A 24,002-nucleotide genomic window follows, 5' to 3' on the forward strand; every position below is an offset into this window, starting at 1 on the left:
GAGTTCAATTTAGTTTACGCTCCCTCTATTTGAGGGAGCGATATTAAGGAATATAGTCGTGTCTAAAGAAAAATTTGAACGTTCCAAACCGCACGTTAACGTTGGTACTATCGGCCACGTTGACCACGGTAAAACAACTCTGACTGCTGCAATCACTACAGTTTTAGCTAAAACTTACGGTGGTGCTGCTCGTGCATTCGATCAAATCGATAACGCACCAGAAGAAAAAGCTCGTGGTATCACCATCTCTACTTCACACGTAGAATATGACACTCCAACTCGTCACTACGCACACGTAGACTGCCCAGGTCACGCCGACTATGTTAAAAACATGATCACTGGTGCTGCGCAAATGGACGGAGCTATCCTGGTTGTTGCTGCGACTGATGGCCCAATGCCACAAACTCGTGAGCACATCCTGTTAGGTCGTCAGGTTGGTGTTCCTTACATCATCGTATTCCTGAACAAATGTGACATGGTAGATGATGAAGAGTTACTGGAATTAGTAGAAATGGAAGTTCGTGAACTTCTGTCTCAGTACGATTTCCCAGGTGATGACACTCCAGTAATTCGTGGTTCAGCGCTGAAAGCACTGGAAGGCGAAGCTGAGTGGGAAGCAAAAATTGTTGAATTAGCAGAAGCACTGGATTCATACATCCCAGAACCAGAGCGTGCAATTGACAAACCATTCCTGTTACCAATCGAAGACGTATTCTCAATCTCAGGCCGTGGTACAGTAGTAACTGGTCGTGTTGAGCGTGGCGTAATCAAAGTTGGTGAAGAAGTTGAAATCGTTGGTATCAAACCAACTGTTAAAACAACTTGTACTGGCGTTGAAATGTTCCGTAAATTACTTGACGAAGGTCGTGCAGGTGAGAACGTTGGTGTTCTTCTGCGTGGTACTAAACGTGAAGAAATCGAACGTGGACAAGTACTGGCAAAACCAGGTTCAATCAAGCCACACACTAAATTCGAATCAGAAGTTTATATTCTGAGCAAAGATGAAGGTGGTCGTCACACTCCATTCTTCAAAGGCTACCGTCCACAGTTCTACTTCCGTACAACTGACGTAACTGGTACTATCGAATTACCAGAAGGCGTAGAAATGGTAATGCCAGGTGACAACATCAACATGATCGTTGAACTGATTCACCCAATCGCGATGGACGACGGTTTACGTTTCGCTATCCGTGAAGGTGGCCGTACAGTAGGTGCGGGCGTTGTTGCTAAAGTATTAGGTTAATTACTCGCGTAATTTCCTAGAGAAGGGCATCAATTGATGCCCTTTTTATGCGTTGTTTGAAAAAGAACCTATCTCATCACTAGTTTGCTGTAAATTATTGGTGAGATAGGCTCTGATACAACGAATCGAGTCCAGTATCTTGCAGATACGAATGTCATAGAGATATGACACTGTGTCAGATGCAATCATAGTTGATTTTATGGTTAGTCTGATTTGTTTTGCTCTTGCGAGGCAAGCTGGCTATTTATTTACATCATATGACAGGTTAATTTATGAGTGCGAATAGCGGAGCTCAAGATAGCAAACGCGGTGGTGATATCGCTAAGTGGATCATTACCGTTTTATTGCTGGCAGTAGCAGTGGGTGGCAACTATCTTTACCGTGAATTTAACCTAGCGTTACGAGCTTTAGCTGTTGTTGCTTTGTTCGTAGCAGCGGGTGGGATCGCGTTGTGGACAACACAAGGTAAAGCAACATTAGCATTTGCTCGCGAAGCGCGCATTGAAATGCGTAAAGTAGTATGGCCAACACGTCAAGAAACATTGCAGACAACCCTGATTGTTGCTGCGGTGACGGCTATTGTGTCATTAGTTCTTTGGGGACTGGATGGCATTCTGGTTCGTTTTGTTTCCTTTATTACTGGCCTGTGAGGTGTTCATGACTGATTCTCCAAAAAAACGCTGGTATGTCATTCAGGCTTTTTCAGGCTTTGAAGGCCGTGTTGCACAGTCTCTGCGTGAACATATCAAATTAAACGAAATGGAAGACTCATTCGGCGAAGTTATGGTTCCAACCGAAGAAGTGGTTGAGATCCGTAGCGGTCAACGTCGCAAAAGTGAGCGTAAATTTTTCCCAGGCTATGTTCTTGTCCAAATGGTCATGAACGATGCAACTTGGCACTTAGTACGTAATGTACCTCGTGTTATGGGATTTATTGGCGGAACGTCTGACAGACCTGCACCAATTAGCGATAAAGAAGTTGATGCGATTATGAATCGCTTACAACAAGTTGGTGATAAACCGCGTCCTAAAACACTGTTTGAACCAGGTGAAATGGTTCGTGTTAGCGATGGTCCATTCGCTGACTTTAACGGTGTTGTTGAAGAAGTTGATTACGAAAAAAGCCGCTTAAAAGTCTCTGTATCAATCTTTGGTCGTGCAACACCAGTTGAATTAGACTTTAGTCAGGTTGAAAAAGGTTAAACCTTTTTACGTTGCTTTCTTGCAAAAGGTGGAAAAGTTATCTACAATTTTCCACCTTTCGTTTTGAGTTGTTTTGTCATAAGACAGAACAAAGTAAAATCGGGGAGCCCTAGCCGGGCGATATACCCAAATTGAGGAATTAATTAATGGCTAAGAAAGTCCAAGCCTATATCAAACTGCAAGTTTCTGCAGGTATGGCTAATCCAAGTCCACCAGTTGGTCCAGCTCTGGGTCAACAAGGTGTTAACATCATGGAATTCTGTAAAGCATTCAACGCTAAAACTGAAAGCGTAGAAAAAGGTTTACCAATTCCTGTTGTTATTACAGTTTATGCTGACCGTTCTTTCACTTTCGTTACCAAAACTCCTCCAGCAGCAATTCTGCTGAAGAAAGCGGCGGGCGTGAAATCAGGTTCTGGCAAACCGAACAAAGAGAAAGTAGGTAAAATTACTTCTGCTCAAGTTCGTGAAATCGCAGAAACTAAAGCTGCGGACCTGACTGGTGCTGACGTTGAAGCTATGATGCGTTCAATCGAAGGTACTGCTCGTTCCATGGGCCTGGTAGTGGAGGATTAATCTGATGGCTAAACTAACCAAGCGCATGCGCAATATCCGTGAGAAAGTTGAAGTAACTAAACAGTACGAAATTACTGAAGCTGTTGCTTTACTGAAAGAACTGGCTACTGCTAAATTCGTTGAAAGCGTTGACGTTGCTGTTAACCTTGGCATCGATGCACGTAAATCAGATCAAAACGTTCGTGGTGCAACTGTACTTCCACACGGTACTGGCCGTTCAGTTCGCGTTGCTGTATTCGCACAAGGTGCAAATGCAGAAGCTGCTAAAGAAGCAGGTGCTGAATTAGTCGGTATGGACGACTTAGCTGCTAAAGTTAAAGCTGGCGAAATGGACTTTGACGTTGTTATCGCATCTCCAGATGCAATGCGCGTTGTAGGTCAATTAGGTCAAATCCTTGGCCCACGTGGCTTAATGCCAAACCCGAAAGTGGGTACTGTAACTCCTAACGTTGCTGAAGCAGTTAAAAATGCTAAAGCTGGTCAGGTTCGTTACCGTAACGACAAAAATGGTATTATCCATACCACTATCGGTAAAGTTGATTTCAACGAAGCTCAGTTGAAAGAAAACTTAGAAGCTCTGCTGGTTGCTCTGAAAAAAGCAAAACCATCAGCAGCGAAAGGCGTTTATATCAAGAAAGTAAGCCTGTCTACCACTATGGGTGCAGGTGTTGCTATTGATCAAGCTAGCTTGAGCGCGACAGTTTAATCTTAGATTAGACTAAAGTCATAAAAGACTTTACCTTGGCGTCAAATTTGTATAGAATTTGACGCCTTGAGTTTAGCTATGTGGTATTTTATTTAAGTCTACATAACTAAATTCTCTGAATTTCGGTTGGAGTCTGGCCTATCCAGACCCCGTCCAAGACCGCAGGTGTAAGTAATTACTTAATTTTCCTGCGTAGACGGTGAGAGAGCCAATAAAGAATTATATATTCTGGATTCTACTCACCGTGTTTTAGCGCTTATACCATTGTGGTAATAAGTGATGTGAGTCCCGAGTTTTTACTCGGTTAATCCAGGAGCAAGAAGCTAATGGCACTAAATCTTCAAGACAAACAAGCGATTGTTGCTGAAGTCAGCGAAGTTGCCAAAGGTGCGCTTTCTGCAGTTGTTGCGGATTCCCGTGGCGTTACTGTAGCTAAAATGACCGAACTGCGTAAAGCATGTCGTGAAGCTGGCGTTACTGTACGTGTAGTACGTAACACACTTCTGCGTCGTGCTGTTGAAGGTACTTCTTATGAAGTACTGAAAGATGCATTTGTTGGTCCAACCTTGATTGCATTTTCTGCTGAACATCCGGGCGCTGCTGCTCGTCTGTTCAAAGATTTCGCGAAAGCGAACCCAGCATTCGAGATTAAAGCGGCTGCCTTTGAAGGTGAGTTTATCCCAGGTTCGAACATCGATCGTCTGGCTACACTCCCAACTTACGATGAAGCAATCGCACGCCTGATGGCAACCATGAAAGAAGCCTCTGCAGGCAAATTGGTTCGCACTCTGGCTGCTCTGCGCGATCAGAAAGAAGCTGCTTAATAGCCAATTTCTTCGTTGCTTTATTTACGTATAAACTTTTTCTGAATTTTAGGAACACTTGTTATGTCTATTTCTAAAGACGATATCTTAAACGCAGTTGCTGAAATGTCTGTAATGGACGTTGTTGAACTGATCTCTATGATGGAAGAAAAATTCGGTGTATCTGCTGCTGCAGCTGTTGCTGTTGCTGCGGGTCCAGCAGAAGCTGCTGAAGAGAAAACTGAATTTGACGTTATCCTGAAAGCTATCGGCGGTAACAAAGTAGCAGTAATCAAAGCAGTACGTGGCGCTACTGGTCTTGGCCTGAAAGAAGCTAAAGACTTAGTAGAATCTGCACCAGCAGCTCTGAAAGAAGGCGTAAGCAAAGATGATGCTGAAGCTCTGAAGAAAGCTCTGGAAGAAGCAGGCGCTGAGGTTGAAGTTAAATAATTTAACTTCCCAGAGTGCAGCCTAACGGCTGATGGCTGGTGATTTTTTGGTCACCAGCCTTTTTGCGCTGTAAGGTAAGAGTCACTTTTTCACACTTTTTTGGTGTCTCATTACTTCAATATTTTTTGCTATTGACGACTTAATATACTGTGTTAATCACTACGATCCACGTTCTCGAAAGCTCGGTAGTGAGTTCAGCACAATGAAATGATTTAAGAGTAATAGCAATGAATATTCGGAAAATAGTTGTTTTCCTACCTACAAAAAAACAGTGTTAGCAGAATGTCGAGCCATCCTTAAAAAGTTAAGGACAGGCAGAGTGGGTCACTTTTCAGCGAGCTGAGGAACCCTATGGTTTACTCCTATACCGAGAAAAAACGTATTCGTAAGGATTTTGGTAAACGTCCACAAGTTCTGGATGTTCCCTATCTCCTTTCTATCCAACTTGACTCGTTCCAGAAGTTCATCGAGCAAGATCCTGATGGTCAAAACGGTCTGGAAGCAGCTTTCCGTTCCGTATTTCCTATCCAAAGCTACAGTGGTAATGCTGAATTACAGTATGTCAGCTACCGCTTAGGCGAGCCTGTTTTTGATGTTAAAGAATGTCAGATCCGCGGTGTAACTTACTCTGCACCTCTGCGTGTAAAACTGCGTCTGGTCATTTATGAACGTGAAGCCCCAGAAGGCACCGTTAAAGACATCAAAGAACAAGAAGTCTATATGGGCGAAATCCCATTAATGACCGATAATGGTACTTTTGTTATCAATGGTACTGAGCGTGTTATCGTTTCCCAGTTACACCGTAGCCCTGGTGTGTTCTTTGATAGTGACAAAGGTAAAACACACTCATCTGGTAAGGTACTGTATAACGCACGTATTATCCCTTATCGTGGCTCATGGTTAGACTTCGAATTCGACCCTAAAGATAACCTTTTTGTCCGTATTGACCGTCGCCGTAAATTACCTGCGACTATCATTTTACGCGCAATGAACTACAGCACTGAAGAAATTTTAGGTTTATTCTTCGAAAAAACACTGTTTGAAATCAGCAACAACAAGCTGATGATGACATTAGTGCCTGAACGTCTGCGTGGTGAAACTGCTTCATTTGATATTGAAGCAAACGGCAAAGTGTATGTCGAAAAAGGCCGTCGTATTACCGCTCGCCATATTCGTCAATTAGAAAAAGAGCAAGTTGATCGCATTGAAGTACCTGTTGAATATATTGCAGGTAAAGTGGTTGCTCGTGACTATATTGATGAAGCGACAGGTGAACTGATTTGTGCTGCTAACATGGAAATTTCTTTAGATGTGTTAGCTCGCTTAAGTCAAGCTGGTCATAAAACGATTGAAACTCTGTTTACCAATGACTTAGATCATGGTGCTTATATTTCAGAAACTGTTCGCGTCGATCCTACAAACGATCGTTTAAGCGCGTTAGTTGAAATCTATCGCATGATGCGTCCTGGTGAACCACCTACACGCGAAGCTGCAGAAAACTTATTTGAGAACTTATTCTTCTCTGAAGATCGTTATGATCTTTCTGCTGTAGGTCGTATGAAGTTCAACCGTTCGTTAAGCCGTGACGAAGTTGAAGGTTCTGGCATCCTGAGCCAAGAAGATATCATTGAAGTAATGAAAAAACTGATTGATATCCGTAATGGTAAAGGTGAAGTGGATGATATCGACCACTTAGGTAACCGTCGTATTCGTTCTGTTGGCGAAATGGCTGAAAACCAATTCCGTGTTGGTCTGGTGCGTGTTGAACGTGCAGTTAAAGAGCGTCTGTCTTTAGGCGATCTTGATGCATTAATGCCACAAGATATGATCAACGCAAAACCGATTTCTGCTGCTGTCAAAGAATTCTTTGGCTCTAGCCAGTTATCACAGTTTATGGATCAGAATAACCCGCTATCAGAAATTACGCACAAACGTCGTATTTCTGCATTAGGCCCAGGTGGTTTGACCCGTGAACGTGCAGGCTTCGAAGTTCGAGACGTACACCCAACTCACTACGGTCGTGTGTGCCCAATCGAAACGCCTGAAGGTCCAAACATCGGTCTTATCAACTCATTATCTGTTTATGCACAGACTAACGAGTACGGTTTCCTAGAAACGCCTTACCGTGTTGTTGAAAACAACGCTGTAACAGATGAAATTCACTATCTGTCTGCAATCGAAGAAGGTAACTTCATCATTGCTCAGGCTAACTCCGTATTAGACGATGACAATCACTTCGTTGAAGAATTAGTTACTTGCCGTCATAAAGGTGAGTCAAGCTTATTTAGTCGTGACCAAGTTCAGTACATGGACGTTTCAACTCAACAAGTTGTTTCTGTCGGTGCTTCACTGATCCCATTCCTTGAACACGATGACGCCAACCGTGCATTGATGGGTGCGAACATGCAACGTCAGGCTGTTCCTACACTTCGTGGTGATAAACCACTAGTAGGTACAGGTATGGAACGTGCAGTAGCGGTTGACTCCGGTGTTACTGCGGTTGCTAAACGTGGTGGTGTTGTTCAGTATGTTGATGCTTCTCGTATCGTTATCAAAGTTAACGAAGAAGAGACTTACGCTGGTGAAGCGGGCATCGATATCTACAGCTTGACTAAATACACTCGTTCTAACCAGAACACATGTATTAACCAAACTCCTTGCGTATCTTTAGGTGAACCTGTTGATCGCGGTGACGTGTTAGCTGATGGTCCTTCAACAGACCTTGGTGAGTTAGCATTAGGTCAAAACATGCGCGTGGCATTTATGCCATGGAATGGTTATAACTACGAGGACTCCATCCTTGTATCTGAGCGTGTTGTTCAAGAAGACCGTTTCACTACTATCCATATTCAAGAACTCGCTTGTGTCTCTCGTGATACTAAGTTAGGGCCTGAAGAGATCACAGCTGATATCCCTAACGTCGGTGAAGCAGCGTTATCTAAACTGGATGAATCAGGTATCGTTTATATCGGTGCTGAAGTGAAAGGTGGTGACATTCTGGTTGGTAAAGTAACACCTAAAGGTGAAACTCAACTGACTCCAGAAGAGAAACTGCTGCGTGCTATCTTCGGTGAAAAAGCGTCTGATGTTAAAGATTCTTCTCTACGTGTTCCTAATGGTGTGTCTGGTACAGTTATCGACGTACAAGTCTTCACCCGTGATGGCGTAGAAAAAGATAAACGTGCATTAGAAATCGAAGAATCACAGTTACGTGAAGTTAAGAAAGACTTAACTGAAGAACTGCGTATCTTTGAAGCTGGTCTATTCGCTCGTATCCGTGGTGTTCTGATTGCTGGCGGTATTGAAGCTGAGAAATTAGACAAATTACCTCGTGAACGTTGGTTAGAGCTGGGTATTGCGGATGAAGAGAAGCAAAACCAGTTAGAACAATTAGCTGAACAGTATGATGAACTGAAAGCTGAGTTCGCGAAGAAACTGGAAGCTAAACGTCGTAAAATTACTCAAGGTGATGATTTAGCACCTGGCGTGCTGAAAATCGTTAAGGTTTACCTGGCTGTTAAACGTCAGATCCAACCTGGTGATAAGATGGCGGGTCGTCATGGTAACAAGGGTGTTATCTCTAAGATTAACCCAATTGAAGACATGCCATACGATGAAAACGGTAATCCAGTAGACCTCGTACTGAACCCACTAGGTGTACCATCACGTATGAACATCGGTCAGATCCTTGAAACTCACTTGGGTATGGCTGCTAAAGGTATCGGTGATAAGATCAACGCGATGCTGAAACAGCAACAAGAAGTTGCTAAGTTACGTGAATTTATCCAGAAAGCTTACGATCTGGGTATGGCACCTCGTCAGAAAGTTGATCTGGACACCTTCAGCGATGAAGAAGTGTTACGTCTGGCTGAAAACCTGAAAAAAGGTATGCCAACCGCAACACCAGTGTTCGATGGTGCAGAAGAAATGGAAATTAAAGAGATGCTGAAATTAGCTGATCTTCCAACTTCTGGTCAGATTACACTTTTCGATGGTCGTACAGGTGAACAATTTGAGCGTCCAGTAACTGTTGGTTACATGTACATGCTGAAACTGAACCACTTAGTTGATGACAAGATGCACGCCCGTTCTACCGGTTCGTACAGCTTGGTTACTCAGCAACCTCTTGGTGGTAAAGCACAGTTTGGTGGACAGCGTTTCGGGGAGATGGAAGTGTGGGCACTGGAAGCATACGGTGCAGCATATACTCTTCAAGAAATGCTTACTGTTAAGTCGGATGACGTTAACGGTCGTACCAAAATGTACAAAAACATCGTTGATGGTAACCATCAGATGGAACCAGGTATGCCAGAGTCGTTCAACGTATTGTTGAAAGAGATCCGTTCACTGGGTATCAACATCGAATTGGAAGACGAATAACGTATTCCATATAGACAGACTGCTAGAAATGGCAGTCTGTCAAACAGTGACTACACTGGTTTAAAGGGGTGAATGACAGGGGTCATTTGCCTGGCAGGTCTAACTCCGACAGGAGCCATTTCGTGAAAGACTTATTAAAGTTTCTGAAAGCGCAAACCAAGACCGAAGAGTTTGATGCGATCAAAATTGCTCTGGCATCACCTGATATGATCCGTTCGTGGTCATTTGGTGAAGTTAAAAAGCCAGAAACAATTAACTACCGTACGTTCAAACCAGAACGTGACGGTCTTTTCTGTGCCCGTATTTTCGGACCAGTAAAAGATTACGAATGTTTGTGTGGTAAATACAAACGTTTAAAACACCGTGGTGTTATCTGTGAGAAGTGTGGCGTTGAAGTTACACAAACTAAAGTTCGTCGTGAACGTATGGGTCACATCGAATTAGCTTCTCCAGTTGCTCACATTTGGTTCTTGAAATCACTGCCGTCCCGTATCGGTCTGCTGCTGGATATGCCACTGCGCGATATTGAACGTGTACTGTATTTTGAATCTTACGTTGTTGTTGAAGGCGGGATGACCAGCCTTGAGCGTGGACAAATCTTAACAGAAGAGCAATATCTTGATGCATTAGAAGAGTTCGGTGACGAATTTGATGCGAAGATGGGTGCAGAAGCTGTTCAGAATCTGTTACAGAGCATGGATCTGGAACAAGAGTGTGAAACGCTACGTGAAGAGTTAAATGAAACTAACTCTGAAACTAAACGTAAGAAACTGACTAAACGTATCAAGTTACTTGAAGCATTCATGCAATCAGGCAATAAGCCTGAATGGATGATCTTAACTGTACTGCCTGTGTTACCACCAGACTTACGTCCACTGGTTCCACTTGATGGCGGTCGTTTTGCGACTTCAGACCTGAACGATTTATATCGTCGTGTGATCAACCGTAACAACCGTTTAAAACGCCTGCTTGATTTAGCAGCACCAGACATTATCGTACGTAACGAAAAACGTATGTTACAAGAGTCTGTGGATGCGTTATTAGACAACGGTCGTCGTGGTCGTGCGATTACAGGTTCTAACAAACGTCCTCTGAAATCTTTGGCTGATATGATCAAAGGTAAACAAGGTCGTTTCCGTCAAAACCTGTTAGGTAAACGTGTTGACTATTCTGGTCGTTCTGTAATCACCGTTGGTCCATACCTGCGTCTGCATCAGTGTGGTCTACCGAAAAAAATGGCTCTTGAGTTATTCAAACCATTTATTTACGGAAAATTGGAAACTCGTGGTTTAGCGACAACAATTAAAGCCGCTAAAAAAATGGTTGAGCGTGAGGAAGCGGTTGTTTGGGATATCTTAGATGAAGTTATCCGCGAACACCCAGTGATGCTAAACCGTGCACCAACACTTCACCGTTTAGGTATTCAGGCATTTGAACCAATCCTTATCGAAGGTAAAGCTATTCAGTTACACCCACTCGTTTGTGCGGCATATAACGCCGACTTCGATGGTGACCAAATGGCGGTTCACGTACCATTGACATTAGAAGCACAGTTAGAAGCTCGTGCGCTAATGATGTCAACAAATAACATTCTTTCTCCAGCAAGTGGTGACCCAATCATCGTACCTTCACAGGACGTTGTATTAGGTCTTTACTACATGACTCGTGACTGCATCAATGCCAAAGGTGAAGGCATGGTGTTAAGTGGACCTAAAGAAGCTGAACGCGTTTATCGCGCAGGTTTAGCCTCTTTACACGCACGCGTTAAAGTACGTATCACTGAAGAGATCAAAGATGGCGAAGGTAACATCACCACAGAAACTAGCTTACAAGATACAACTATCGGTCGAGCTATTTTATGGATGATTGTACCAAAAGGCCTACCTTACGCGCTGGTTAACCAACCATTAGGTAAGAAAGCAATTTCTAAAATGCTCAATACCTGTTATCGCGTATTAGGCTTGAAGCCAACAGTTATTTTTGCTGACCAAATCATGTATACCGGTTTTGCTTACGCAGCACGTTCAGGTGCTTCAGTAGGTATCGATGACATGGTTATCCCTGCTAAAAAAGCAGAGATCATTGCAGAAGCAGAAGCAGAAGTTGCAGAAATTCAGGAACAGTTCCAATCCGGTCTGGTAACAGCGGGCGAACGTTACAACAAAGTCATCGATATTTGGGCTGCAGCGAATGAGCGTGTAGCAAAAGCGATGATGGAAAACCTGTCTACTGAAACCGTTATTAACCGTAATGGCGAAGAAGAACAACAAGTATCTTTCAACAGCATCTTTATGATGGCTGACTCCGGTGCTCGTGGTTCTGCAGCTCAGATCCGTCAGTTAGCAGGTATGCGTGGTCTGATGGCTAAGCCAGATGGCTCAATCATCGAGACACCAATCACAGCGAACTTCCGTGAAGGTCTGAACGTACTTCAGTACTTCATCTCAACCCACGGTGCTCGTAAAGGTCTTGCGGATACCGCACTGAAAACAGCAAACTCCGGTTACTTGACTCGTCGTTTAGTTGACGTTGCACAAGACTTAGTCGTAACAGAAGACGACTGTGGTACAACCGAAGGTGTTATGATGACTCCGGTTATCGAAGGTGGTGATGTTAAAGAACCACTGCGTGAACGTGTATTAGGTCGTGTGACTGCAGAAGATATTCTGAAGCCAGGTACTGCCGATATTCTTGTTCCACGTAACACCCTGTTAAATGAAAAACTGTGTGACCTGTTAGAAGAAAACTCAGTTGACAGCGTGAAAGTACGTTCAGTTGTAACCTGTAACACAGACTTCGGTGTGTGTGCGAATTGTTATGGTCGTGACCTTGCTCGTGGTCATATCATCAACAAAGGTGAAGCTATCGGTGTTATCGCGGCACAGTCAATCGGTGAACCGGGTACACAGTTAACGATGCGTACGTTCCACATCGGTGGTGCGGCATCTCGTGCGGCAGCAGAATCTAGCATTCAAGTACGTAACAAAGGTACTCTGAAGCTGTTCAATGCGAAGTTCATTACTAATACTGCTGGTAAGTTAGTTATCACTTCTCGTAACACTGAATTACGTTTAATTGACGAATTCGGTCGTACGAAAGAAAGCTATAAAGTACCTTACGGTGCTCAATTAGCGAAAGGTGATGGCGAAGCAGTTAATGGTGGCGAAACTGTTGCTAACTGGGATCCACATACAATGCCAGTTGTGAGTGAAGTATCTGGTATCATCCGTTTTGCTGACATGGTTGATGGTCAAACTATCACACGTCAAACAGATGAATTAACAGGTCTTTCTTCACTGGTTGTTCTGGATTCAGCAGAGCGTACAGGTAGCGGTAAAGATTTACGTCCAGCATTGCGCATCACTGATGCACAAGGTAATGACGTATTAATCCCGAATACTGATATGCCAGCACAGTACTTCCTGCCAGGTAAAGCAATTGTTCAGTTAGACGATGGCATTACAATTAACGCAGGTGACACTTTAGCGCGTATTCCACAAGAATCTGGCGGTACTAAAGATATTACCGGTGGTCTGCCACGCGTTGCTGACCTGTTTGAAGCTCGTCGTCCGAAAGAGCCTGCAATCCTTGCTGAAATCAGCGGTATTGTTTCGTTCGGTAAAGAGACTAAAGGTAAACGTCGCCTAGTGATTTCTCCATTAGACGGTAGCGATGCATACGAAGAGATGATCCCTAAATGGCGTCAGCTTAACGTATTCGAGGGGGAGGTTGTGGAACGCGGTGATGTTATCTCCGATGGTCCAGAATCACCACACGACATTCTGCGCTTACGTGGTGTTCATGCGGTTACTCGCTATATCACTAATGAAGTACAGGAAGTTTACCGTTTACAAGGCGTTAAGATTAACGATAAACACATCGAAGTTATCGTTCGTCAGATGCTACGTAAAGTTACCATTGAGAACGCAGGAAGCTCTGAGTTCCTCGAAGGTGAACAGGTTGAATACGCTCGCGTTAAAGTATCAAACCGTGTTCTGGAAGATGATGGCAAAGTACCAGCAACGTATGCTCGTGACCTGTTAGGTATCACGAAAGCATCTCTGGCAACTGAATCCTTCATCTCTGCTGCATCGTTCCAAGAAACAACTCGTGTTCTGACGGAAGCTGCAGTAGCAGGTAAACGTGATGAGTTACGTGGCTTGAAAGAAAACGTTATTGTTGGTCGCTTGATCCCAGCTGGTACTGGATATGCGTATCACCAAGATCGTATGAAGCGTCGTCAATCACAACTGCCGACAGATGAAACTGAAACAACAATCAGTGCTGATGAAGCATCTGCTAACTTAGCAGAATTACTGAATGCTGGTTTTGGTGGATTAAAAGACTAAAATCTAATTTAGATTAAATTGAAATGCCCTCCATTGTGAGGGCATTTTTTGTTTCTGTTCTACATAAGTAGGCGAAATGATGAGAATAATAACTAATAGTTTGATTATTCTATGCTTTATTTTTACTGGATTTGTTTCCGCAGCACCTTATGAACGAGGTATCCCAACAGAAGCTCAATGGGATTTAAAAACGTCCATTACAACATTGATGCAACTGCGCCAACAAAAAACGCTATATGCATTTGTGGGAGACAAATTACGGCCTGTTGCAGAGCTTTATCCTAACCAAGGTTTTTATGCATCAGTAGCGGAGGGCGATTACCACAAAATACAATTTGGAAATGCTCAAGGTTATCTTGAAGCGGGTTATTTAGAAGATGGCTATTTTGAAGATATTGCCACTATTAAACCCGATAAGAAAACGCGTTTCTTATCAGATAGCACGAAGAAAACAGATTATCCTATCTACGAATATTTAATCACGACAAAAAATACCCCCATCTATAGTGATAAAGATATTGCTAGCTCACAAATAGCAATACTTTTATCCAACTTACGTTATCCTGTGTTATCACGCACAATAAAAGAAGACGCTGATGGAAATAAAATCAATTGGTTTGAAATTTCTTTAGGCGGCCACTTAGGTTATATTTCATCAAGAGATGTAAAGCCTGATTTAGGGATACCTGTACTCACCTATCATCATATTCTCAAAGCAACGGAAAACCATAATTTCCGCCATACATCAACGACAACATCATTAACTGCATTTACAGAGCAGATGAATTATTTAAAAGATGCAGGATATGAAACTCTTTCACTAAATCAAGTCGCAGGCTATTTAAATAAAAGTGTCAATTTACCGGGTCGAGCTGTTGCATTAACATTTGATGATGGTTTGCAGTCTGTTTATCGCTATGCTTATCCTCTTTTAAAAGAAAATGGCCAACGAGCAACACTATTTGTTATCTCTTCACGAATAAAATCTGAAACAGCTAAGTGGGCACCTAATTCATTGCAATTTATGAGTTGGCAGTCACTTAAATCGAGTCGTGATGTTTTTGATATTCAATCACACTCCCATTTTTTACATCGTTTAGATAATAATAAAAAACCTATTATCTTTAGTCGTCAATCCCACACAATTATATTGGATTTGCAACGTTCACAACGTGTATTGCGGTTATTAAATCCACATCAATATGCCTTTGCATATCCTTTCGGTGGATATAATCAAAGAGCAATCAATGCCGTCAAAACGTCGGGTATGACATTAGCGGTGACGACTCAGCAAGGAAAAGTTCGTTTAGGTGATCCACCTTTTGCTCTAAAACGGCTTTATGCTTTGAGCACAGATCCCATTGAGAAATTTGCGAGGATGGTGGGTAATGACGAATATGAAGTGGTTAATAAAAATATTGTTGTTGATAAATAATTAAAAAGAAAATTTATAATCTTAAAAAATACCTTTGATATTTATTGAAGGTATTTTTTATTTCTCTATTACTTATTCAGTTAAGATCAATAAATAACTTATATTTTTCAGATGATTATGATTATTTTTTAGTGATAAAAATTTATTTTTTTCTGTAAGCTAGCAATCCAAATTCAGCATGGAGCTAGTTATGAAAAAATCTATATCCATATCTTCTTATGATTCTGCATTTAAACGTTTTATGATGAATGTGAGTAATGCGAAAGACTTTTTCTTTGTCCATTTACCTGAGGACTTAAAAAGCCATTGTGATTTTTCAACGTTACAATTACAAAATTCTGCTTTTATCGATATTAACTTACGTTCTCGTATGTCTGATATTTTATATTTAGTGAAAACCAAAGAGGGTGATATCTTTATTTATTTACTGATAGAACATCAATCTAAGCCAGATAAAATGATAGCTTGGCGTATGATGAATTATGCGTTTTACACTATGAATCAACATTTACAGCAAGGTTATAAATCTTTACCTCTCGTTGTTCCCATTCTGTTTTATCATGGAGAGAAAAAACCTTATCCTTTTCCTGTTAATTGGATGTCATGCTTTCCGCTTAATTCACTTGCTAATAAACTTTATTCTAATAGTTTCTCTTTAATTGATTTGACCTCAATTGATGATGATATTTTACTGACACATAAAAAAGCGGCGGTAATGGAAATTGCGATGAAGCATGTTAATAGTTGTCATGATATTAATGAGATTGCAATACTTCTATCAAAAGCAATAAATCAGAAAAACTGCAGAGATGAAGACACGATTGCTGTTGTAGAATATTTATTCTCAATTATGGACGCATCAGACTTTGAGTTCATTTTAAATAAGATAGTTGAACAAGTAGATAACCACAAAGAGGTGATTATGAATATAGCTTGGAGATTAGAAAATAAAGGATTTAATTTAGGTGTAAGCGAAGGGTTTGAAATAGGCAAAAAGGAGGGGATCGAACTGGGCAAAAATGTAGGTATTGAATTAGGTAAGAATGTAGGTATTGAATTAGGTAAGAATGTAGGTATTGAGATTGGAAAAGCTAAAGGCATTGAAATAGGAAAAGTTAAAGGCGTTGAGTTAGGCAAAACAGAAGGCATTGAAATCGGTAAAAAAATAGTACAAATGGAATTAGCTCAAAACTTATTAAAAGAGAATTTTGATCTTTTATTTATCGAAAAAATATCCGGTTTAACTATTCAAGAAATTGAAGAATTAACAGTATAATAATTAAACTATCTGTTTTATATAATGTTAAATTAAAAGTATTCTAATATATTGTTTATACTATTTTATTTTTTTTAATTATTTTAAATTTATTACATGTTACTTTTATTAAATCATTTAATAAAAACCGCCTTTATGATTTTTAATTAAATAAATTAAAGGCGGTTTTATATTATTTGAATTTTAATTAACGACCCAAATAATTATCCCAATCTTTCCATACTGGTTGTAATCCTCGCTCTTTTAATACGTTGATAACATCATTTACATGGCGATTATCATTAGGCGAAAATTGTTCTAATTCTTCATGGCTATCAGAATATCCACCGGGCTGAGTTTTAGATCCTGCGCTAATATTATTAATTGCTAACGGCACTGTGTTATCACGAAAATATGGAGATTCACGTGTTGAAAGGGATAGCTCAACATCAGGTGCTAAAATGCGAAAAGCACAGATCAACTGAACTAACTCAGCTTCACTCATTACTGATGCGGGGCTAAGCCCACCAGCACAAGGGCGTAAACGAGGAAAAGAGATAGAGTAACGGCTTTTCCAATAGCGTTTTTGTAAGAACAAGAGATGTTCTGCCACCATATAACAATCGCTACGCCATTGACTTGAAAGACCAATCAATGCACCTAAACCAATTTTATCAATCCCTGCTTGCCCTAATCTATCAGGTGTTTGTAGTCGCCAATGAAAATCTTGTTTTTTACCTTTTAGATGATGAAGCTGATAAGTTGGTTCATGATAGGTTTCTTGATAAACCATGACACCATCAATACCCAGTGTTTTTAATTCTGCATACTCTTCTGTTGCAAGAGGTTGAACTTCCATCATTAATGAACTGAAATTTTCTCGAATAAGAGGGATATATTGGCGAAAATAATCCATACCCACTTTTCTTTGATGTTCTCCAGTCACTAGTAACAAACTATCAAAGCCTAATTGTCTGATGCTATTACATTCGGCAATGATCTCACTTTCATTTAATGTTTTGCGCTTAATGGCATTACTCATTGAAAAGCCACAGTAAGTGCAGTCATTCGCACATAAATTAGAAAGATAAAGTGGAACATATAATCCCACGATATTACCAAAACGTTGTCGAGTAAGTTTCTGAGCACGTTGAGCCATAGGTTCTAAGTAATGCCGACCCGCAGGCGAAATCAGCGCCATAAAATCATCGAGTGTAAGGGTATGACGATTTAATGCGGCTTCAACATCCGCATTGGTTTTACTATTGAGCTTTAATGTAATGTCATCCCAGTCGAGTTGTTGCCAATAATCAGAAAAAGTGTCCATTAGAACGCCCCTAAGTATTGGGTTAATGGGCTAGAGGCTTGTGCTTGCATATTCACAACTGAAGTGGGTGTAGCAAGTCCTGATTGTCGAACAAGTTCGCCGGCATCAAGCGCAGCTTTAAATGCCTGTGCCATTAGAATAGGATTTTTAGCAACCGCAATTGCAGTATTCACTAAGACTGCATCAGCACCTAACTCTAAAGCTTCAAGTGCGTGGCTAGGTGCACCAATACCTGCATCAACAACAACAGGTATTGAGGCTTGTTCAATAATAATCCGTAGAAAATCACGAGTCTGTAAGCCTTGATTTGAACCAATAGGAGAACCTAAAGGCATCACAGCAGCACAGCCAACTTCTTCTAAACGACGACACAAAACAGGATCAGCACTACAATAAGGCAAAACAACAAAACCTTCTTTAACGAGGATTTCAGCGGCTTTAAGTGTTTCAATAGGGTCGGGTAATAAATATTTGGTATCAGGATGAATTTCTAATTTTACCCAATGAGTGCCAAAAGCTTCTTTGGCTAAACGAGCCGCAAAAACAGCTTCTTGTGCCGTTTTCGCACCAGATGTATTAGGTAATAATTTTACCCCTAATGATTTAAGTGGTGCGATTAAATCATCATTACCATTTTTTAAATCCACACGTTTCATTGCCATCGTAACTAATTGGCTACCCGAAGCTTTAACAGCTTCTGTCATTAGTGTTGGTGTTGCAAATTTCCCTGTGCCTGTAAAAAGTCTCGATGTGAATGTTGTATCAGCAATTTTTAACATATCAGCCTCCTGCAATTGCTTGGAAGAGAAGAATAGTATCGCCATCATTAATAAAATGTGTTTCCCAATTTTCACGGGGAATGATGGTTTCATTGATAGCAAGCGCTACACCAATAGGTGGTTGCTCTAACTGAATAAGGAGCTGACAGATAGTGACAGGCATATCCAGAGAATATTGTTCGTCATTTACGGTAATGTTCATGCTAAACCTCGACAAACAGGACATGTTTTTGATGGTGTTAAACGCAAAGTACTCCAATTTTGTTTTCTACCATCGAAAAGGCGAAGCTTTCCACTTAGAGAACTGGGTAGGCCAGAGAGCAATTTAATCGCTTCAAGTGCCTGAAGTGTACCAATCACACCCACAACAGGGCCTAGAATTCCGGCTGTTTGGCAATTTCGTTGAGGTTCTGTCTCATCTGGATAGAGGCAGTGATAGCAACCATGAATAAAAGGAGGCTCAAACACCATAAGTTGGCCACTAAACCCTACGGCACTGCCACTGATAAGTGGAGTTTGCTGTGTGACACAAACACGATTAATCGCTTGGCGTGTGAGCATGTTATCTGTGCAATCTAAGACTAAATTGACCTCTTTAACTAATTTAGATAATGAGTCACCATCAATACGTTGTTTATAAGAGGTAATTTTTATCTCTGGATTTAATGCAAGCAGAGACTGCTTTGCGACCTCTGATTTCGCATCAGGAATATCTTGAGTTCGATAAAGAATTTGGCGTTGTAGATTAGAAACATGCAACTCATCATCATCAACTAAAATAAGCTCCCCAATACCTGCACCAGCAAGATAAAGTGATGCAGGAGAGCCTAATCCACCAAGCCCAACAATCAGTACTCTTGCTTGTTGAAGTTTGTTTTGTCCCTCTAAGCCAATATCTTCTAACATCACTTGTCGGCTATAACGCATAAAATCATTATCATTTAGCATGATGGTTTTCCCTCCACTAATTCTAATAATTTACGAGTCACTTGTTGCCAATCTGGCGTTTTTGTTATTGCACTGACTAAGGCAACACTACCGACACCAGTTGCAACAACATCAGGTACTCTCTCTAGCGAGATCCCTCCAATAGCAACCGTTGGAAAATCAGGTGTCTGCTCTACTTGATGTTTGAGTGCCTCTAAACCTTGGGGGTTAGATGGCATATCTTTAGTTGTCGTTGGAAAGATATGCCCTAATGCGATGTAAGACGGACGCAATGCTTTCGCTCTTTGTAATTCCGTTTCATCATGAGTAGAAATACCAAGACGTAACCCTGATTTTTTTATGGCATCAAGATCTGCAATATCGAGATCTTCTTGACCAAGATGAATACCGTAGGCGTGATGTTTAATGGCAAGCTGCCAATAATCATTAATAAATAGCCTTGCGTGATACTGTTTACCCAGTTTTATTGCTTCAATGATCTCTTGTTCAACGTCGTCTGGTTGTTTATCTTTTATGCGTAATTGCAAGGTGGTAACGCCTGTTTTTAACAGGCGTTCAATCCATTCAACAGAATCAACAACAGGGTAAAGCCCAAGTTTTTTTTCTGTTGATGCAAAAGATGTGTCAGAGGATCTGTTCATTTTCAGTTACCTCAACACTAGCGATTTCTGCACTGTGGTATAACTCACTGCCATGCTCTTTAAAGGCTTGAGACATTTGCTCCATGCCGGCCGCATAATCGCGTACTTCTTGTGTTATTTTCATTGAGCAGAATTTAGGACCACACATTGAGCAGAAATGAGCGACTTTTCCTGATGCTTGAGGCAAGGTTTCATCGTGATATTGGCGTGCGGTTTCAGGATCAAGCGCTAGATTGAATTGATCTTCCCATCTAAACTCAAAGCGGGCTTTTGACATTGCATTATCACGAATTTGAGCACCGGGATGTCCTTTGGCTAAATCGGCGGCATGCGCGGCAATTTTATAAGTAATAAGCCCTTGTTTTACATCTTCTTTATTAGGTAAGCCTAGATGTTCTTTAGGGGTAACATAACAGAGCATCGCACAACCAAACCAACCAATCATTGCCGCACCAATACCTGATGTGAAGTGATCGTAACCCGGTGCAATGTCCGTAGTGAGAGGACCTAATGTATAAAATGGTGCTTGATGACAATGCTCTAATTCTTCTGTCATATTACGGCGGATCATTTGCATTGGAACGTGGCCGGGGCCTTCTATCATGACTTGAACGTCATATTCCCATGCAATTTTTGTCAGTTCACCTAAGGTATGTAATTCAGAAAATTGAGCTTCATCGTTCGCATCTTGAATTGAACCCGGTCTTAGTCCGTCACCCAGAGAAAGGGAAACATCATAAGCCGTACAAATTTCACAGATTTCACGGAAATGTTCGTAGAGGAAATTTTCTTTATGATGTGATAAACACCATTTTGCCATTATTGAACCGCCACGAGAGACAATACCCGTTAGGCGTTTTGCCGTCATAGGCACGTAACGTAACAACACGCCTGCATGAATAGTAAAGTAATCAACACCTTGTTCTGCTTGTTCAAGCAAGGTATCTCGGAACATTTCCCAAGTAAGATCTTCAGCAATACCATTAACTTTCTCGAGTGCTTGATAAATTGGAACTGTGCCGATAGGAACTGGGCTGTTACGAATGATCCACTCACGCGTTTCATGAATATAACGACCTGTTGAGAGATCCATTACGGTATCTGCTCCCCAGCGTGTAGACCAAATCAGCTTTTCAACTTCTTCCTCAATGGAGGAGGTTACAGAGGAGTTTCCGATATTGGCATTCACTTTCACTAAGAAATTTCGCCCAATAATCATTGGCTCTGATTCAGGGTGATTGATATTGGCAGGAATGATAGCTCGACCAGCAGCAACTTCTTGGCGTACAAATTCAGGGGTAATATTGTCAGGAAGATGTGCACCAAAGCTGAATCCTGCATGCTGTTGACGTAAAACTTCGCTACGAATTCTCTCTCGGCCCATATTCTCACGAATAGCAATAAACTCCATTTCAGGCGTAATAATGCCTTGGCGAGCATAATGCAATTGCGTCACACTTTTGCCATTTAGCGCTTTTCTAGGGTTTGGTTTTAAGGGAAAACGTAGATGTTCTAATCCTGCATCAGAAAGGCGTTGTTGAGTGAAATCCGAACTTAAAAGAGAAAGTGCTTCAGTATCATTGCGCTCATCAATCCATGGTTGGCGTATTTTTTTTAATCCAAGATTAACGTCAAGTTGAGAAGCTGGATCGCCATAAGGGCCTGATGTGTCATACACAGGTACAGGTTCATTATCTTCAAAAATAGGGGAATCTTTTGATCCTCCTATTAGCGTTTTATCGAGTTGGATCTCACGCATTGGGACTTGAATATCAGTACGTGATCCTTCGAGATAAATGCGGTTTGAATTTGGAAAACTAACACCTTGAATGGTGCTGATAAATTCTTGAGCTGCATCACGCTGCTCTTTTCGTGGGCGCTGTTTGTTGTTTGTTGGTGAAATATCTTTAACGGATATAGTTTGATTTTGGGACATAGCATTTCCTAATAAATATCATGCAGGCTAATCGCCTGTCGGGTGAATATTGAGAAAAATGCTTGTCTGGAGGTCGCAGGGAGTATCGACAGATAGGTGTATATAGGTGTGTAAAAAATATACGCAATGTAGCTATCAAAAGGTCGAATCACTCTTGTTCCCTTCGCGGGTATTAACCCGATCAGGTTCCGCGGATCCCGAATTAACGGTCTCAGCCTGTATTTATAATAGCCTTATAAACACTAGGCACTCCGACAAGAAGACGTCCAGTATATGAAAGATTTTAAAAACTACAAGTCCGACATGGGTTATTTATTTAAATCCCAATGTTGTTTTTCCCATGCTTTTTCATCCGAAACTTGAGTTAATTTTTTATCTGCATTAACCGCGATAACACGATCTGCTTGGTAACATAATGGGAGATCATTAGATGAATCAGTATAGAAATAAATATAAGTATTGTTAATGTTATTGACTTCTTTCCATTGATTTAAACGCTCAACCTTTCCTTCTCGAAATGTAGGAGTACCTTCAATAAATCCGGTGTAATAGTTGTCCTTAATTTGCATATCAATACCCATTGAAACATCCGCATTGAGTTGTTTTGCAATAGAGTGAACTAAAAAGGACATTGTTGCTGAAATAATTATAACGGGAATATTTTGCTGTCGATATTGTGTAATTATTGATATTCCTTGTGGGTAAAGCTGAGGCTGAATTTTTGTTTCAGTGAAGTCATTAACCCAATGATTTATTTTATCTATATCATGATGTTTAAAATATGCCAGATGTTGAAAAAGATATTGGTTTATATCCAGCTTTTCAGCGTAATAGTCTATGATCATTTGTTCATCTAGTTTTAAAAAATGAGGATCTGTGACTATATTTTTATCCCACAAATAGTTTGTCCATAAGCGACTAGAATCGCCAGCTAAAAGTGTTTCATCTAGATCAAAAATAGCAATTTTATTTTTTGTTTTATCTGTCATTATAACGGTTCTTACTATTAATAAAATTTATATTTATGTTTAAGAATGTTAATGAATTATAGAAGATAGTCATAATTCATTGAGTGGTTCTTGCTAAAAAGAGTATCCTCTATTCTATATCATTATTTTGGATAGAATGGTCGTTATGCATTTATATACATTAACAGGGTCAGAAAAAGGCTGGTGGACAGTCAGTCTTGGTGGGCGAGTATGGTTACCTAAAGGCGAACTTCCGTTTGGCTTAGCTAAAGATTGGGATCTCATTGGTCAGCACGCCAAAATTGTTGGTGAATGGCAAGGTGAAACAGTTTGGCTTATTCATGGAAAAATGGATAACGACATGTGTTCACCAAGACTTATCGCTTCACAAGATGAAAACTTATTTAAATTAGTTGGTCGAGGTGTCCAGCTGGCTGAGTTTTATCGTTCTCACCGCTTTTGCGGTTATTGTGGCTCTAAAATGCGCCATAGCGAGAGCGAATGGGCGTGTTTATGCGATAACTGCCATGAACGCTATTACCCACAAATTGCCCCTTGTATTATTGTGGGCATTCGCCATGAAGATAAAATCTTATTAGCACATCATGTTAGGCATAAACATTCACCTCTTTACACTGTACTTGCTGGTTTTGTTGAGGTGGGTGAAACCTTAGAAGAAGCCGTAGCTCGTGAAGTGTTTGAAGAGAGTAATATTCGTATTCGCAATATTCGCTATGTATCTTCTCAGCCTTGGCCATTCCCTCACTCCTTAATGATGGGCTTTTTAGCTGACTATGATGGTGGTGAACTACGCCACGATCCTTCTGAATTAACGAGTGCAGGTTGGTATCGTTACGATCAATTACCGCAGATCCCACCGCCAGACACTATTGCTCGACGCTTGATAGAAGATACGATAGCCAATATTAGACAAGATAAAGAAAAGAACTAAATAAAGGCGCAGTCTGCCAACAGTTATTTTTCCAGCATGTTACAATACCTGC

At 41.0% G+C, this 24,002-nt stretch carries 19 protein-coding genes and 1 riboswitch; of the genes, 12 read left to right on the top strand and 7 right to left on the bottom strand.

Going from position 1 to position 24,002, the window contains the following annotated elements; translation table 11 throughout:
* The first annotated feature begins 58 nt into the window (after positions 1-58).
* The 11 genes from tuf (at position 59) to GTK47_RS03885 (ending at position 16,420) form a co-directional block, all read left to right on the top strand.
* Positions 59-1,243 (top strand): elongation factor Tu, encoded by a 1,185-nt coding sequence (gene tuf, locus GTK47_RS03835; protein ID WP_036933947.1) that lies wholly within the window; start codon positions 59-61, stop codon positions 1,241-1,243.
* 272 nt (positions 1,244-1,515) lie between these two features.
* Positions 1,516-1,893: a preprotein translocase subunit SecE gene (secE, locus tag GTK47_RS03840; protein ID WP_023583091.1), complete on the top strand. Its 378-nt coding sequence runs from the start codon at positions 1,516-1,518 to the stop codon at positions 1,891-1,893.
* Between the two features lie 7 nt (positions 1,894-1,900).
* On the top strand, positions 1,901-2,446 hold the full coding sequence (nusG, locus tag GTK47_RS03845) for a transcription termination/antitermination protein NusG (RefSeq protein ID WP_004246900.1): 546 nt from the start codon (positions 1,901-1,903) through the stop codon (positions 2,444-2,446).
* A 146-nt stretch (positions 2,447-2,592) separates the two neighbouring features.
* Entirely contained in the window at positions 2,593-3,021 is a 429-nt protein-coding gene (rplK, locus tag GTK47_RS03850) for a 50S ribosomal protein L11 (protein ID WP_165122208.1), read from the top strand.
* A 4-nt stretch (positions 3,022-3,025) separates the two neighbouring features.
* The gene (rplA, locus tag GTK47_RS03855; RefSeq protein WP_072064767.1) at positions 3,026-3,727 is read left to right on the top strand and encodes a 50S ribosomal protein L1; all 702 of its coding nucleotides are present in this window, start codon (positions 3,026-3,028) and stop codon (positions 3,725-3,727) included.
* A 326-nt stretch (positions 3,728-4,053) separates the two neighbouring features.
* Complete coding sequence (gene rplJ / locus GTK47_RS03860) at positions 4,054-4,551, top strand: 50S ribosomal protein L10 (protein ID WP_006534706.1); 498 nt, start codon at positions 4,054-4,056, stop codon at positions 4,549-4,551.
* A 63-nt stretch (positions 4,552-4,614) separates the two neighbouring features.
* Positions 4,615-4,980: a 50S ribosomal protein L7/L12 gene (rplL, locus tag GTK47_RS03865; RefSeq protein WP_023583093.1), complete on the top strand. Its 366-nt coding sequence runs from the start codon at positions 4,615-4,617 to the stop codon at positions 4,978-4,980.
* Between the two features lie 351 nt (positions 4,981-5,331).
* Positions 5,332-9,360, top strand: coding sequence for a DNA-directed RNA polymerase subunit beta (gene rpoB, locus GTK47_RS03870; RefSeq protein ID WP_072071066.1), 4,029 nt, complete (start codon positions 5,332-5,334; stop codon positions 9,358-9,360).
* A gap of 122 nt (positions 9,361-9,482) precedes the next feature.
* Positions 9,483-13,709 carry a DNA-directed RNA polymerase subunit beta' gene (rpoC, locus tag GTK47_RS03875; RefSeq protein WP_165122209.1) on the top strand — a complete coding sequence of 1,409 codons (4,227 nt, stop codon included), beginning with the start codon at positions 9,483-9,485 and terminating at the stop codon, positions 13,707-13,709.
* A 76-nt stretch (positions 13,710-13,785) separates the two neighbouring features.
* Positions 13,786-15,144: a polysaccharide deacetylase family protein gene (locus GTK47_RS03880; RefSeq protein ID WP_241256064.1), complete on the top strand. Its 1,359-nt coding sequence runs from the start codon at positions 13,786-13,788 to the stop codon at positions 15,142-15,144.
* Positions 15,145-15,334: 190 nt separating this feature from the next.
* Positions 15,335-16,420, top strand: coding sequence for an Rpn family recombination-promoting nuclease/putative transposase (locus GTK47_RS03885; protein ID WP_165122210.1), 1,086 nt, complete (start codon positions 15,335-15,337; stop codon positions 16,418-16,420).
* Between the two features lie 187 nt (positions 16,421-16,607).
* On the opposite strand, the gene thiH is transcribed toward GTK47_RS03885, so the two are convergent.
* From thiH to GTK47_RS03920, 7 genes are all read right to left on the bottom strand, one after another.
* On the bottom strand, positions 16,608-17,726 hold the full coding sequence (gene thiH / locus GTK47_RS03890; RefSeq protein ID WP_165122211.1) for a 2-iminoacetate synthase ThiH: 1,119 nt from the start codon (positions 17,724-17,726) through the stop codon (positions 16,608-16,610).
* Complete coding sequence (locus GTK47_RS03895) at positions 17,726-18,505, bottom strand: thiazole synthase (protein ID WP_165122212.1); 780 nt, start codon at positions 18,503-18,505, stop codon at positions 17,726-17,728. Before GTK47_RS03895 ends, thiH begins: the two co-directional genes overlap by 1 nt.
* A 1-nt stretch (position 18,506) precedes the next feature.
* The gene (thiS, locus tag GTK47_RS03900; RefSeq protein WP_165122213.1) at positions 18,507-18,707 is read right to left on the bottom strand and encodes a sulfur carrier protein ThiS; all 201 of its coding nucleotides are present in this window, start codon (positions 18,705-18,707) and stop codon (positions 18,507-18,509) included.
* Positions 18,704-19,453 carry a HesA/MoeB/ThiF family protein gene (locus GTK47_RS03905; protein WP_165122214.1) on the bottom strand — a complete coding sequence of 250 codons (750 nt, stop codon included), beginning with the start codon at positions 19,451-19,453 and terminating at the stop codon, positions 18,704-18,706. The genes thiS and GTK47_RS03905 overlap by 4 nt, the downstream gene beginning before the upstream one ends.
* Positions 19,447-20,094 carry a thiamine phosphate synthase gene (gene thiE, locus GTK47_RS03910; protein ID WP_165122215.1) on the bottom strand — a complete coding sequence of 216 codons (648 nt, stop codon included), beginning with the start codon at positions 20,092-20,094 and terminating at the stop codon, positions 19,447-19,449. The genes GTK47_RS03905 and thiE overlap by 7 nt, the downstream gene beginning before the upstream one ends.
* Entirely contained in the window at positions 20,078-22,030 is a 1,953-nt protein-coding gene (gene thiC / locus GTK47_RS03915; protein WP_165122216.1) for a phosphomethylpyrimidine synthase ThiC, read from the bottom strand. The genes thiE and thiC overlap by 17 nt, the downstream gene beginning before the upstream one ends.
* Positions 22,031-22,171: 141 nt before the next feature.
* A riboswitch (TPP riboswitch) is annotated at positions 22,172-22,294 on the bottom strand.
* A 44-nt stretch (positions 22,295-22,338) separates the two neighbouring features.
* A complete protein-coding gene (locus GTK47_RS03920; protein ID WP_165122217.1) occupies positions 22,339-23,019 on the bottom strand; it encodes an HAD family hydrolase in 681 nt (226 codons plus the stop codon).
* A 145-nt stretch (positions 23,020-23,164) separates the two neighbouring features.
* On the opposite strand from GTK47_RS03920, the gene nudC reads away from it, so the two are divergent.
* Positions 23,165-23,950, top strand: a complete 786-nt coding sequence (gene nudC / locus GTK47_RS03925) for an NAD(+) diphosphatase (RefSeq protein WP_069368758.1) — start codon at positions 23,165-23,167, stop codon at positions 23,948-23,950.
* Positions 23,951-24,002 lie beyond the last annotated feature (52 nt).

Origin of the sequence: Proteus sp. ZN5 (genome assembly GCF_011046025.1) — a bacterium.
GTDB lineage: Bacteria > Pseudomonadota > Gammaproteobacteria > Enterobacterales > Enterobacteriaceae > Proteus.

Coding starts and splice junctions, on each gene's coding strand:
- secE (WP_023583091.1), top strand. CDS start 1,516: ATGAGTGCGAATAGCGGAGCTCAAGATAGCAAACGCGGTGGTGATATC.
- nusG (WP_004246900.1), top strand. CDS start 1,901: ATGACTGATTCTCCAAAAAAACGCTGGTATGTCATTCAGGCTTTTTCA.
- rplK (WP_165122208.1), top strand. CDS start 2,593: ATGGCTAAGAAAGTCCAAGCCTATATCAAACTGCAAGTTTCTGCAGGT.
- rplA (WP_072064767.1), top strand. CDS start 3,026: ATGGCTAAACTAACCAAGCGCATGCGCAATATCCGTGAGAAAGTTGAA.
- rplJ (WP_006534706.1), top strand. CDS start 4,054: ATGGCACTAAATCTTCAAGACAAACAAGCGATTGTTGCTGAAGTCAGC.
- rplL (WP_023583093.1), top strand. CDS start 4,615: ATGTCTATTTCTAAAGACGATATCTTAAACGCAGTTGCTGAAATGTCT.
- rpoB (WP_072071066.1), top strand. CDS start 5,332: ATGGTTTACTCCTATACCGAGAAAAAACGTATTCGTAAGGATTTTGGT.
- GTK47_RS03880 (WP_241256064.1), top strand. CDS start 13,786: ATGATGAGAATAATAACTAATAGTTTGATTATTCTATGCTTTATTTTT.
- GTK47_RS03885 (WP_165122210.1), top strand. CDS start 15,335: ATGAAAAAATCTATATCCATATCTTCTTATGATTCTGCATTTAAACGT.
- thiH (WP_165122211.1), bottom strand. CDS start 17,726: ATGGACACTTTTTCTGATTATTGGCAACAACTCGACTGGGATGACATT.
- GTK47_RS03895 (WP_165122212.1), bottom strand. CDS start 18,505: ATGTTAAAAATTGCTGATACAACATTCACATCGAGACTTTTTACAGGC.
- thiS (WP_165122213.1), bottom strand. CDS start 18,707: ATGAACATTACCGTAAATGACGAACAATATTCTCTGGATATGCCTGTC.
- GTK47_RS03905 (WP_165122214.1), bottom strand. CDS start 19,453: ATGCTAAATGATAATGATTTTATGCGTTATAGCCGACAAGTGATGTTA.
- thiE (WP_165122215.1), bottom strand. CDS start 20,094: ATGAACAGATCCTCTGACACATCTTTTGCATCAACAGAAAAAAAACTT.
- thiC (WP_165122216.1), bottom strand. CDS start 22,030: ATGTCCCAAAATCAAACTATATCCGTTAAAGATATTTCACCAACAAAC.
- GTK47_RS03920 (WP_165122217.1), bottom strand. CDS start 23,019: ATGACAGATAAAACAAAAAATAAAATTGCTATTTTTGATCTAGATGAA.
- nudC (WP_069368758.1), top strand. CDS start 23,165: ATGCATTTATATACATTAACAGGGTCAGAAAAAGGCTGGTGGACAGTC.